The organism is Cupriavidus alkaliphilus (assembly GCF_900094595.1).
GTDB lineage: Bacteria > Pseudomonadota > Gammaproteobacteria > Burkholderiales > Burkholderiaceae > Cupriavidus > Cupriavidus alkaliphilus.
In genome coordinates, this window is sequence record NZ_FMAD01000010.1 from 163,029 (window position 1) to 175,480 (window position 12,452).

Here is a 12,452-nt window from a genome sequence, read left to right on the forward strand (position 1 = left end):
CATGGCCATCGACAATCTCTACGATGCCGGCATCGCCGCCGGCTGGAAGGTCTTCGACGCCAGCACCTTCACCGCCCCGCGCACGCTCGATGCCGACGTCGTCATCGTCGGCAGCGGCGCGGGCGGCGGCATCAGCGCCGAGGCCCTCAGCCGCGCCGGCCTGCGCGTGGTGCTGCTGGAAGAGGGCGCGCTGCGCACCTCCGACAGCTTCCGCGACATGGACGAGAACCGCGCCTACCGCGAGCTGTACCAGGAGGCCGCGGCGCGTACCACCGCCGACGGCGCCATCGCCATCCTGCAGGGCCGCGCGGTCGGCGGCAGCACCACGGTCAACTGGTCGTCGAGCTTCCGCACGCCGCCGCAGACGCTGGCGCACTGGGCCACGCACCACGCCGTCACCGGCCACGGCGAGGCCGAGATGGCGCCATGGTTCCAGCAGGTGGAAGCGCGCCTGGGTATCGCCCCGTGGGCGATGGCGCCCAACCCCAACAACGACGTGCTGCGGCGCGGCTGCGAGACGCTGGGCTGGGAATGGCACGTGATCCCGCGCAACGTGAAGGGCTGCTGGAACTCGGGCTATTGCGGCTTTGGCTGCCCGGTCAACGCCAAGCAGTCGATGCTGGTCTCGACCATTCCCGCGGCGCTGGCCAGCGGGGCAACGCTGGTGCACCGCGTGCGGGTGCGCGCGCTCGACCACGACGGCAAACGCGTGCGCTCCGTCACCGGCGAAGCGCTGGGCGCCGACGGCTATACGCCCACCGGCATCAGCGTGGTCGTGCGCGCCCGGCACGTGGTCGCCGCCGGCGGCGCCATCAACACGCCGGCATTGCTGCTGCGCTCAGGCGTGCCGGACCCGCATCAGCGGCTGGGACAGCGAACGTTTATCCACCCGGTGAATATCAGCATCGCCAAAATGCCGGAGCGCATTGATCCCTATTATGGAGCGCCACAGTCGGTTGCCTCTGACCATTTCCAGTGGAAGGACGGCGCGACCGGGCCGATGGGCTACAAGCTCGAGGTGCCGCCGATGTTTCCGGGCATCAGTGCCGGCGTGGTCAACGGCGTAGGCGAGGCGCTGCGCCGCGACATGGCGCAGCTGCCGCATACCAACGCCATGCTGGCGCTGCTGCGCGACGGCTTCGTGCCGGACAGCCCGGGCGGGCAGGTGCGCCTGGCGCGCGATGGCAGCCCGCTGCTGGATTACGAAATGACGGACTACGCCTGGGACGGCGTGCGGCGCGCATGGCTGAGCATGGCGCAGACGCAGTTCGCCGCCGGCGCCGAACGCGTGCGGCCCGCGCACCTGGACGCCGCCGAATACCGCAGCTGGCCCGAAGCGCGCGACGCCATCGCGCGGCTGCCGCTCAAGCCGTTCCGCACCGCGCTGTTCACCGCGCACCTGATGGGCGGCTGCGGCATGAGCGACGACCCGCGCGGCGGCGTGGTCGACAGCCGCGGCCGCCATCACCAGCTGGCCAACCTGTCGGTGTTCGATGGCTCGGTGTTCCCGACCAGCGTGGGTGCGAACCCGCAATTGTCGGTGTTCGCGCTCGCCGCGCAGAACGCCGACGCGCTGGCGCAAAACCTCACGTCATGATGGATTCGCGCGAGGCCGGCACTGCCTTGTCTGGTTGCGCAGCCATGCGGCCAGCGTGCCCGCTGCATGGCGCGGCGGACAATGCCGTGCGATGGCCCACACAACATCGGTTTTTAGAATGTCCATTCCAATTCAAGTCTTGTGAAACGCCCGAAGCCGTGGATAGGCTTCGTACAGCTGTTTCAAGCATCCGTATGCCGTCAGAGCAGGGAGCGGACAGCGCAGCCAATTGCAAAGGGGTTTATCGCGGTACAGAAGAGAGAAGCGCCCCCATGAAGACCGGCAAAAGCTCGGCAGGAGACACCAAGGCCCGGATTCTCGACGCCACGGAAAAGCTGTTCACCGAGGTCGGCTACGAAGCCACCTCGCTCAGGCAGGTCACGTCGCGAGCCATCGTCAACCTGGCCGCCGTGAACTACCACTTCCGCAGCAAGGACATCATGATGCACGCCGTGCTGAGCCGGCGCCTGGACCCGCTCAACGCGCGGCGCCTGGCGCTGCTCGATGCGTGCGAAGCGCGCTGGCCCGGCCACGCCATCCGCTGCGAACACGTGATGGGCGCGCTGTTCGTGCCCGCGCTGCAGATGGCGCGCGACCCGGCGGTGGGCGGGCCGTCGTTCCTGCGACTGCTGGGACGCGTGTATTCGGATACCTCGCCCTTTATCCAGCAATACCTGCTGGAGCACTACGCGCCGGTGTACGGCCGCTTCTTCGATGCCTTCGCGCGCGCCATCCCGGCGCTGCCGCGGCATGAGCTGGGCTGGCGCCTGCAGTTCGCGCTCAAGGCGCTGGCGGGCGTGCTCGCCGGCGAGGAGCTGGCCAGCCTGCTGCCCGCGTTCACGCAGGGCCGGCAGATGAGCGATGCGCACGTGCTGGCCCAGCTCACCGCGATGGTCGAGGCCGTGCTGAACGTGGCGCAGCCCGGCGCGGACCAGCTCTCGGCGCTGCAGTCGGTGTTCGAGCTGGGCGAGGACCAGCAGCACGGCGGGCCGCGCGCCGGCAGCCCCGCCGATGACCCGGATGCCAGCGTGGCCGCGATCGCGGCCACCATGGACGAGGCGGCCAGCCATGCCGCCGCCGCCCTCGGCAAGGCCCGCACCAGCGCACGCATCGTGCGCAACGTGGGCACCAAGCGTGCCGCCGTGACCAGCGTGCCGGTGCGCGCGCGCGAGCACACCGTGAGCTTTCCCAGCAACCCGCTGGATGACTGGATGCGAATGCGCACCAGGACATAGTGGCTCGCGCCGCCGCCGGTTACCGCCGGCACGGCGCCGCCGCGCTCACGCAACCCGAACCGTCGATCCAACAGCGAGGCCGCGCCCCGGCCCGTGGACCCCGTGCGCCCGGCCGGCCTGGCCGCCGGCGCCGCGGTGGCCCCGTTCGCTCTGCCAGTCTTGAGGAGGAAGCTGCCGTGTCAATCCAAGCACCGATCAAGCCATCGATCAAACTGCACCACCTTGCCGCCGTCGCCGCCGCCGTGATCGGCCTGCTGGCCGCGCCGCTGGCGTATCCGCCCGTGGCCATGGCCCAGCCTGCCAGCGCTGCCGCCGCGACAGGCACGGCCTATGACGGCCTGCCCTCGGCACAGCAGGCCGCGCTGTTCTCGCGCCAGGTCGCCAGCGGCGAGCTCGCGCGCCTGTCCGATGCGCAGGTGCTGGCCGTGTTCCAGGCGCTGCAGCCCGATGCGCTGCTGAAATGGGCGCGCGCCGAGATGAACCGCTATCCCGAATACGAGTACTGGATGTCGCGCCAGGAACGGCTCAACGGCCAGTGGCAGGAACAGCCCGCGAAGATGCAGATCCGCTACCGCCATGCGCCGCGCCAGCTCTATGCGAAGTGGCTGCCCGGCGGGGCGCAGGCGGGCCAGGAAATCCTCTATGACGAGACCCGCCGCAAGGACGAGATGTACGGCCACCTGGGCGGCGTGCTGGGCTTCACCTCGATGTGGATCGCGCTGGATGGTTCGCTGGCGCGTTCGCAGTCCAACCATACCGTGCGCGACCTGGGCTTCCAGTACGTGCTGTCGATGCTCGAGCGCGACGCGAAATCGCTGCGCGCCGCCGGCCTGTCGGAGAAATACGGCAAGGCCGAGATCGTGCAGGAGCAGGGCGTGCGCATGGTGGCGCTGACCTGGGACCTGCCGGCCGGCGCGCCGCAGTACTACGCCAAGCGGGTGCAGCTGATGCTGGACCTGAAGCATCCGTATATCCGCGTGGAAACCGCGTGGGATGCCGACGGCAACATGGTCGAGAAGATCGTGTTCGACAAGCTGGTGCGCAAGACCTTCGAGGCCTCGGCATTTGATCCGGCCAATCCCGACTATCGCTTCTGACACGGCGCGGCGGCCGCGCCGTTTGGAACGGCCGCTCTATTGACGCTGAAACCCGCGCGCGGCGACAGTCGCCGCACACGACAGGATCCGGACGCAGAGCCGGACGACCGATCCGGCAACAGGGGTCGCAGGCAAAACAGGAGACAGGCAATGACCATGTCGAGGCTTTGGCGCAGGACTTTGGTTGTGACAGGGGTGAGTGTTGCCGCGGCGCTGGCCGGCTGCGGTGGTGGCGGCGGCGACGAGGACGCGCCGCGCGCCGGCACGCAGGCGCCGCCGCAATGCGCGGACACCGGCACGTGCCCGGCGCAGGGGCCGGTCACCATCGGCGGCCCGCCCGGATCGCTGTGCCCGGCGGCGCTGGACTACGGCACCACCTTCACCGGCGGCTCCGGCGCGGGCGAACTCGTCAGGCTGCGCTTCGATACCGCGGCGCGCACGTACCAGCTGGAGATCATCGAGTCGCCGGTGCCGAAGCAGCCCGGCAGCGTCAGCCCGACGCGCGCCGGCGTGACCTTCACCGGCACCTTCGCCAACCTGACCTCGCTGCCCACCGCCGAGCAGAACCGCTGCGCGGTGGCGCTGCAGACCGCCACGGCGTCGGACGGCGTCTCGCAGGCAACCATCGACAGCGCCAAGCCGCCGGTGATCTTCCTCGGCAACGGCGTCGCCGGCGGCGGCATCCCGGGCGCCACCATCTCCTATGCGGGCGTGCTCGGCCTCGGTGCGATCCCGGCCACCACCTTCCCGTTCTATCCGGTGCTGGCATTCGCGCAGACCGAGACCGACTTCGCCAAGGTGGCCGGCACCTACAACCTGCTGGGCTATCACCAGGTGCCGTCCGGCGGCGCGCTGACCGCCTCGAGCCACTTCACGCCCGCCACCGCGCAGACCACCGAGACGCTCAACGCCGACGGCAGCTGCACCACGGCGAGCGGCAACTGCCGCAGCACCGGCAACAACTGGAAGCTGCGCAGCGCCGACGGCGCGTTCGAAAGCAGCAATGCCGACGGCAGCCGCCGCTATCCGTCGTTCCACAACCAGGCCATCACCGCCAACAATGCCAGCCGCGCCAGGGGGCTGATGGTGGTGGGCAAGCTCAACGGCGCACTGGTGCCGCTGCTGGTGCGCACCGGCTATGCGCAGATCTCGCTGTTGCCGCTGACGGTCAATGTCGACGATGAGTCGGGACTGGCGCTGATGGCGCCGGCCACCACCGTCGCCAGCGGGCAGCTCGATGGCGGCTATATCGGCTCGGGCAGCGACTTTGCCTACACCGCGTCGCTGGTCAAGGGCGCGCGCGTCGACCTGCTCGACCCGATGACGATGAACCAGACCGGCGGCTTCCAGCTCGACTTCACCCAGGCCGCGGCGGGCATGGTCACCACCACCGACAACAGCGGCACCACCGGCGCGCTGATCGCCAGCGGCCGCGTGTTCAGCCACCTGTCCGGCACCGGCGGCAGCAGCCCGACCTTCCGCGTGGGCGTGCTCGCGGCCCCCTGATCGCAGCGCAGACAAAAACAACGAGGAGACAACCATGCAGCCCCAACGAAACAACCTGCCGCAGGCGCCGCGCCCGTCGACCGTGCCGGCGCGCGCGCTGGCCGTGACCGCCACCGCCCTGCTTGCCGCCTGCGGCGGTGGCGGTGGCGGCGACGACGCCCCGGCCACGCCCACGGCCGCGCAGACGCGCTTGTGCCCGGCCTCGCTGGACTACAACACCACCTTCACCGGCGGCACCGGCTCGGGCGAACTGGTCAAGGTGCAGATCGACACCGCCCGCATGACCTGGCAGGTGACCTTCATCGATTCGTCGGTGCCGCGCCAGACCGGCACCGTGCAGCCCACGCGCAGCGATCCCACCAACGGCCTGAACGTGATGCGCGGCACGCTCAAGGCCGAGACCGGCCTGCCCACCGAGAAGCTGAACCAGTGCGCGTTCGAGCTGAGCGGCGCCAGCCTCGATCCGAGCCGCCCGGCCAAGCTCTTCGTCGGCGAAGGCGTGGCGGGCGGCACCATCCCCGGCGCACGCATCCAGTTCAACGGCGTGCTCGGGGCCGGGGCGGTGCCCGATACCACCTTTCCGTACTTCCAGTTCATCGGCTTCGCGCAGACCGAGACCGACCTGGCGAAGATCGCCGGGCAATACCACGGCGTGGGCTTCCACGAGGTGCCGTCCAAGCAGTTCCAGCTGGTGGCGCAGGACTACCGCATGGCGCTCGCCGCCGACGGCTCGTTCACGGTCTGCGACAACGCCACCAATACCTGCGAGCGCAAGGGCAACAACTTCGTGCCGCAGCCCAGCGGCGCGCTGCTGTCGACCCACTACAAGGCCGAGAGCCAGCCGCCCACGCTGGGCAGCACACTGGGCAAGGCCTACCTGATCGTGGGCAAGCTGCGCGGCCAGCTGGTGCCGATCATGATCCGCGTGGGCTATGCCAACGACTCGCTCGCCAACGGGCCCCTGGGCGCCGACGACGAGATCGGCATCGGCATGATGGCGCCCGCCGTGGCGGTTACCGAGGGCACGGTCAATGGCGAATACGTCGGCGTCGACAGCAACTTCAACTACCGCGTGACGGCGCTGGTGGGCGCCGCCGCGACCATGATGGACCCGTTCCGGCCGTCCGATGCGTCGCTGGCGATCCCGTACCGGCTCGACTTCGCGCAGCAGGTCCCGGGCGTGATCCGCACCTCGCGCCGCGAGGCGCCCGCGGGCTCGGCGCCGACCGGCAAGCTGATGTTCACCGGCGGCGTGTTCGGCTTCCTGGAGCAGCGCGACAACGGCCCGTACTTCACCGTCGGCGCATTCGTGCAATAAGCCGGCCAGGCCCGGGGCCATCGCAGCCCCGGCGCTTCCATCGATGCATCACCAGTGACTTCACTGCCCGGGGACACAACATGAAGACCTTGCACCTGACGCTCGTGCTGGTGCTGGCCGCGCTGGCCAGCATCGCCATGCCTGCCCACGCCCAGAAGAAGGGCGACAACGTGGTCTCGGCCGGCTGGTTCCATATCCGGACCCACGGCCAGAGCGATCCGCTCACCACCTCGCTGCTGGACGTGCCGATCAACTACCCGCTCGGGCTGCCGTCGAGCTTCACGGCGCCGGGCAGCAGCATCTCGTCGTCCAACGCCAATACGCTGGGGCTGACCTTCAGCCACTTCGTCACCGACCATATCGCCATCACCGCGGTGGGCGGCATCCCGCCCGAGTTCAAGCTCTATGGCCATGGCGAACTGATCCCGCCCGGCCCGGCCGGCGCGCTCGGCCGCCAGAGCCTGGGCGACCCGTCGCTGAACCCGATCATCACCAAGGCGCGCCAGTGGAGCCCGGCGGCGATGGTGCAGTATCACTTCCTGGAGCCGGGCACGCGCTTCCGGCCGTTCCTGGGGCTCGGGGTCTCGTACAACTTCTTTACCAACATCGAAGTCAATCCGGCCTTCGCCAGCTCGGTCAACAACAACCTCGGCGCCATCCTGGCCGCGGGCGCGGGCATTCCGGGGCCGACTTCGGTCAGCGCCGATGCCTCGTCGTCGTGGGCGCCGGTCTTCAATATCGGCGGCACCTACAACTTCAACGAACACTGGGGGCTGACCGCGGCGGTGACCTACATCCCGCTGAAGACCACCTCGACGATGACGATCAAGGCGGCCAACGGCACGGTGCTGTCGACGTCGAAGACCAAGCTGGAGCCGAACCCGCTGGTGTTCTTCGTGGCGGCTTCGTACAAGTTCTGAGGGCGAAAAAAAACCAGTGGCCGAACCACTGGCTTTAGTCGCATAAACCGCTGTCGGTGTACTCCCTCTCCCGCAAGCGGGAGAGGGGAGCAAACCCTCGGTGCTTTACTGCGTCACCGTTCCTTGCCCGGCCGGCGCGCCCTGCTGCGCCACCGCACTGCTCTCCTGCAACCCGCCGCCCAGCGACCGGTACAAATCGATCGCATTGTTCAGCCGCAGCTGGCGCGCCTGCACCAGCGCCTGCTCGGCGGTGAACAGCTGGCGCTGCGCATCGAGCTCGTCCAGGTAGCTGGCCACGCCGCTGCGGAAGCGCAGGCGCGACAGCTCGTAGCGCGCCGCCTCGGCATTGCGCACCTGTTCCTGGCCCGCGACCTGGTCTTCCAGCGTGCCGCGCGCCACCAGCGCGTCCGCCACTTCCGCGAAGGCCGTCTGGATGGTCTTCTCGTAGTTGGCGACCTGGATGTTCTTGCGCACGTTGGCCAGGTCCAGGTTGGAAATATTGCGGCCGAAATCGAAGATCGGCAGCACCAGCTGCGGCGCGAACGACCAGGCGCGCGTGCCGGCATCGAACAGCCCGGAGAACGTCGGGCTGATGGTGCCGCCGCTGGCGGTCAGCGTGATGCGCGGAAAGAACGCCGCGCGCGCCGCGCCGATATTGGCGTTGGCCGACAGCAGCTGCTGCTCGGCCTGGCGGATATCGGGACGCTGCTCGAGCAGGTCCGACGGCAGCCCCGGCGGGATATCGCTGATGATGCGCTCGTCCGACAGGCGCATCGGCTCGGGCAGGTTCTCGATGGTGCCGATGGGCTTGCCCACCAGCACTTCGAGCGCGTTGTGCGCCTGCGCGCGCTGGCGTGCCAGCTGCGCCGCGGCGACGCGTGCCTGCGCCACCAGCGACTCGTTGTCGCGCAGGTCCAGCGCCGAGGTGGCGCCGGCCTCGAAGCGCTGCTTGGCCAGCCCGTAGGTGCTTTCGCGCGCCTTCAGGGTGTCGCGCGCCAGCTCGTACTGCTCGGCGTAGGCGCGTTCGGCCAGGTAGGCCTTGGCGACTTCCGAGACCAGCGAGATCTGCGCGGAGCGACGCGCCTCTTCGGTGGCGAAGTACTGCGCCAGCGCGGCATTGGACAGGCTGCGCACGCGCCCGAAGAAATCGAGCTCGTACGACGAAATGCCCAGGCCCACTTCGTAGATCTCGGTGACGCCGGGCTGGCCCAGCGCCGTGGCCGCCTGCGCGGCCGTGGTGCGGGCGCGGGTGTAGCCGGCGTTGGCGTTCACCGTGGGCAGCAGGTCGGCACGCTGCACTTGGTAAAGCGCGCGCGCTTCCTCGATGCGCAGCGCCGCGGTGCGCAGGTCGCGGTTGTTTTCCAGCGAGGTCGAGATCAGCGCCTGCAGGCGCGGGTCGCGGAAGAACTCGCGCCAGCCGATATCGGCGGCGCGGCGGGTTTCGCCGCTCTTCACCTCGGCGGTGGCATAGCCTTCGGGCGCCGTGGGGAAGCTGTCTGCCACCGGCGGGGCAGGGCGGTCATAGTGGGGCGCCAGCGTGCACCCCGTCAGAACGCCGGCCACCAGCAGCAGTGTGGTCAGAGTCTTGGTCATGTTCAGATTTCCTCTTGGGGATCGTGCCACTTCTGGTCCAGCATGCGCTGGCGAGCACTGCCCTTGAAGCGCTTGCGCACCACCACGAAGAACACCGGCACCAGGAAGATCGCCAGCACCGTGGCCGTGATCATCCCGCCCATCACGCCGGTACCGATGGCGCGCTGGCTGCCCGAGCCCGCGCCGGTGGCGATCGCCAGCGGCAGCACGCCCAGGATGAACGCCATCGATGTCATCAGGATCGGGCGGAAGCGCAGGTGCACCGCTTCCAGCGTGGCCTCGATCAGGCCCTTGCCCTGCGCCTGCAGGTCCTTGGCGAATTCCACGATCAGGATGGCGTTCTTCGCCGACAGGCCGATGGTGGCGATCAGGCCCACCTTGAAGTACACGTCGTTGGGCATGCCGCGCAGCGTCACGCCCAGCAGCGCGCCGAGCACGCCCAGCGGCACCACCAGCAGCACCGAGAACGGGATCGACCAGCTTTCATACAGCGCGGCCAGGCACAGGAACACGATGATCAGCGACAGCGTGTACAGGATCGGTTCCTGCGAGCCGGCCAGGCGTTCTTCGTACGACTGTCCGGACCACTCGAAGCCGAAGCCCGGCGGCAGCTTGGCGAAGTTCTCCTCCATCACGCGCATGGCTTCGCCGGTACTGCGGCCCGGCGCGGCCTGGCCCGCCAGCTTTACCGCCGGCATGCCGTTGTAGCGCTCCAGGCGCGGCGAGCCCATCACCCACTTGGAGGTCGCGAACGCGGCAAACGCCACCATGTCGCCGTTGCTGTTGCGCACGCGCAGCTTGGTCAGGTCGTCCGGCAGGCGGCGGTCGGCGCCCTCGGCCTGCACGATCACCTTGCGCACCCGGCCTTCGTAGATGAAGTCGTTGACGTAGTTGGAGCCGAAGGCGATCGACAGCGTCGAGTTGATGCTCGCCACCGTCACGCCGAGCGCCTTGGCCTTCTCGCGGTCGATGTCGATCTGCAGCTGCGGCGCGTCTTCCTGGCCTTCCGGGCGCACGCCCATCAGCACCGGGCTCTGCGCGGCCATGCCGAGCATCATGTTGCGCGCTTCCATCAGCTTGGCGTGGCCCTGGCCGGTGCGGTCCTGCAGGCGGAAGTCAAAGCCCGAGGAGTTGCCCAGCTCGGAAATCGCCGGCGGGTTCAGCGGGAAGATGATCGCGTCCTTGATGAACGACAGCGCGCCGAAGGCACGGCCGACCAGGTCTTGCGCGGTCTCGCCCTCGCCGGTGCGTTCCTTCCAGTCCTTCAGGCGCACGAACGCGATACCGCCGTTCTGGCCGCGGCCGAAGAACGAGAAGCCCGCCACCGTGATCATCTGGTCCACCACCTTGCTTTCCTTCTGCAGGTAGTAGTCCTCGATCTGCTTGAGCACGCCGATGGTACGGTCCTGGGTGGCGCCGTTGGGCAGCTGCACCACGGTGATCATGTAGCCCTGGTCTTCGTCGGGCAGGAACGACGACGGCAGGCGCTGGAACAGCACCACCACGCCGGCAATGATGACCGCGTAGATGATCAGGTAGCGGCCGGTGCGCTTGAGGATGCGCGCGACCACGCCCTGGTAGCCGGTCGACGCCGTGGCGAAGGTGCGGTTGAACCAGCCGAAGAAGCCCTTCTTCTCGTGGTGGTGGCCGGCCTGCACCGGCTTGAGCAGCGTCGCGCACAGGGCCGGAGTCAGCGTCAGCGCCAGCAGCGCCGAGAACGCCATCGAGGCGATCAGCGACAGCGAGAACTGGCGGTAGATGTTGCCCACCGAGCCCGAGAAGAACGCCATCGGGATGAACACCGCGGTCAGCACCAGTGTGATGCCGACGATGGCGCCGGTGATCTGGCCCATGGCCTTGCGTGTCGCTTCACGTGGCGACAGGCCTTCCTCGCTCATGATCCGCTCGACGTTCTCGACCACCACGATGGCATCGTCCACCAGGATACCGATGGCCAGCACCATGCCGAACATGGTCAGCACGTTGATCGAGAAGCCGAATGCCAGCAGCGCGCCGAACGTACCCAGCAGCGCGATCGGCACCACCAGCGTCGGGATGATGGTGGCGCGGAAGTTCTGCAGGAACAGGTACATCACCAGGAACACCAGCACCACGGCTTCGAGCAGGGTCTTGATCACTTCCTCGATCGAGATCTTGACGAAGGCCGAGGTGTCGTACGGTACCGAGTACTCGTAGTCCGCCGGGAAGTTCTTCGCCAGCTCTTCCATCTTGGCGCGCACCGCCGTCGCGGTGGCCAGCGCATTGCCGGTCGGGGCCAGCTTGATGGCGATGGCCGCCGACGGCTTGCCGTTGGTGCGGGCCTGGGTCGAGTAGTCGGCGCCGCCCAGTTCCACGCGGCCGACGTCCTTGATGCGCACCGACGACCCGTCCGGGTTGGTGCGCAGCAGGATGTTGCCGAACTGCTCCGGCGTGGTCAGCCGGCTTTCGGTGGTGACGGTGGCGTTGAGCTCGGTGCCCTTGGGCGACGGCGTGCCGCCCAGCTCGCCCACGGCGACCTGAATGTTCTGCTCGCCCACCGCGGCGGTGACGTCGGTCGGGGTCAGGTTGAAGCCGGTCAGCTTGGCCGGGTCCAGCCAGATCCGCATGGCGTACTCGGTGCCGAACAGGTCGGCCTGGCCCACGCCGGGCACGCGGCGGATCGAGTCGATCACCTGCGCCGAGACGTAGTTGCCCAGCTGGATCGCGCTGGCCGTGCCGGACTTGGACGACACGGTCAGGAACATCATGTAGTTGTTCCCGGCCTTGTCGACGCGCACGCCCTGCTGGCGCACTTCCGCCGGCAGGCGCGCTTCCACGCGCTTGAGGCGGTTCTGCACCTCGACCGAGTTCAGGTCGACGTTTGAGCCCGGCGCGAAGGCGATGGTGATGCTGGCCAGGCCGGACGACTCGCTGGTGGAGCTGTAGTAGAGCAGGTTGGGGGCGCCGTTAAGCTCCTGCTCGATCACCGAAGTGACGGAATCCTCCAGCGTCTTGGCCGACGCACCCGGATAGGTGGCGGTGACCGAGATCGTCGGCGGGGCGATGTTCGGATATTGCGCGATCGGCAACTGCAGGATCGACAATATGCCGCCCAGCACGATGATCAGCGCGAGCACCCACGCGAACACCGGCCGGTCGATAAAAAACTTGGCCATAAGACTGGCTCCCTCTTTGTCTAGCCCTGTG

General features: G+C 68.5%; 8 protein-coding genes. 6 read left to right on the plus strand and 2 right to left on the minus strand.

The genetic code is table 11. The annotated features are described in order from the left end of the window. Position 1: 1 nt before the first annotated feature. The 6 genes from GA0116996_RS20865 to GA0116996_RS20890 all read left to right on the plus strand — a co-directional run bounded on the left by GA0116996_RS20865 (position 2) and on the right by GA0116996_RS20890 (position 7,673). On the plus strand, positions 2-1,597 hold the full coding sequence (locus GA0116996_RS20865; RefSeq protein WP_092315414.1) for a GMC family oxidoreductase: 1,596 nt from the start codon (positions 2-4) through the stop codon (positions 1,595-1,597). Positions 1,598-1,869: 272 nt separating this feature from the next. Then, positions 1,870-2,832, plus strand: coding sequence for a TetR/AcrR family transcriptional regulator (locus GA0116996_RS20870; protein WP_092315416.1), 963 nt, complete (start codon positions 1,870-1,872; stop codon positions 2,830-2,832). A gap of 176 nt (positions 2,833-3,008) precedes the next feature. After that, positions 3,009-3,929 carry a DUF1571 domain-containing protein gene (locus GA0116996_RS20875; RefSeq protein WP_092315418.1) on the plus strand — a complete coding sequence of 307 codons (921 nt, stop codon included), beginning with the start codon at positions 3,009-3,011 and terminating at the stop codon, positions 3,927-3,929. A gap of 150 nt (positions 3,930-4,079) precedes the next feature. Next, positions 4,080-5,435 carry a DUF2957 domain-containing protein gene (locus GA0116996_RS20880; RefSeq protein ID WP_092315420.1) on the plus strand — a complete coding sequence of 452 codons (1,356 nt, stop codon included), beginning with the start codon at positions 4,080-4,082 and terminating at the stop codon, positions 5,433-5,435. 34 nt (positions 5,436-5,469) lie between these two features. Then, a complete protein-coding gene (locus tag GA0116996_RS20885; RefSeq protein ID WP_092315422.1) occupies positions 5,470-6,753 on the plus strand; it encodes a DUF2957 domain-containing protein in 1,284 nt (427 codons plus the stop codon). An 80-nt stretch (positions 6,754-6,833) separates the two neighbouring features. Next, the gene (locus GA0116996_RS20890) at positions 6,834-7,673 is read left to right on the plus strand and encodes an OmpW/AlkL family protein (RefSeq protein ID WP_092315424.1); all 840 of its coding nucleotides are present in this window, start codon (positions 6,834-6,836) and stop codon (positions 7,671-7,673) included. 105 nt (positions 7,674-7,778) lie between these two features. Here GA0116996_RS20890 and GA0116996_RS20895 read toward each other — a convergent pair whose 3' ends face one another. Continuing rightward, positions 7,779-9,266 carry an efflux transporter outer membrane subunit gene (locus GA0116996_RS20895; RefSeq protein WP_092315426.1) on the minus strand — a complete coding sequence of 496 codons (1,488 nt, stop codon included), beginning with the start codon at positions 9,264-9,266 and terminating at the stop codon, positions 7,779-7,781. Between the two features lie 2 nt (positions 9,267-9,268). Next, a complete protein-coding gene (locus GA0116996_RS20900) occupies positions 9,269-12,421 on the minus strand; it encodes an efflux RND transporter permease subunit (RefSeq protein ID WP_092315428.1) in 3,153 nt (1,050 codons plus the stop codon). Positions 12,422-12,452 lie beyond the last annotated feature (31 nt).

Excerpts from the sequence above, each read along its gene's own strand:
- GA0116996_RS20865 (WP_092315414.1), top strand. The coding sequence starts at position 2 with ATGGCCATCGACAATCTCTACGATGCCGGCATCGCCGCCGGCTGGAAG.
- GA0116996_RS20870 (WP_092315416.1), top strand. The coding sequence starts at position 1,870 with ATGAAGACCGGCAAAAGCTCGGCAGGAGACACCAAGGCCCGGATTCTC.
- GA0116996_RS20880 (WP_092315420.1), top strand. The coding sequence starts at position 4,080 with ATGACCATGTCGAGGCTTTGGCGCAGGACTTTGGTTGTGACAGGGGTG.
- GA0116996_RS20885 (WP_092315422.1), top strand. The coding sequence starts at position 5,470 with ATGCAGCCCCAACGAAACAACCTGCCGCAGGCGCCGCGCCCGTCGACC.
- GA0116996_RS20890 (WP_092315424.1), top strand. The coding sequence starts at position 6,834 with ATGAAGACCTTGCACCTGACGCTCGTGCTGGTGCTGGCCGCGCTGGCC.
- GA0116996_RS20895 (WP_092315426.1), bottom strand. The coding sequence starts at position 9,266 with ATGACCAAGACTCTGACCACACTGCTGCTGGTGGCCGGCGTTCTGACG.
- GA0116996_RS20900 (WP_092315428.1), bottom strand. The coding sequence starts at position 12,421 with ATGGCCAAGTTTTTTATCGACCGGCCGGTGTTCGCGTGGGTGCTCGCG.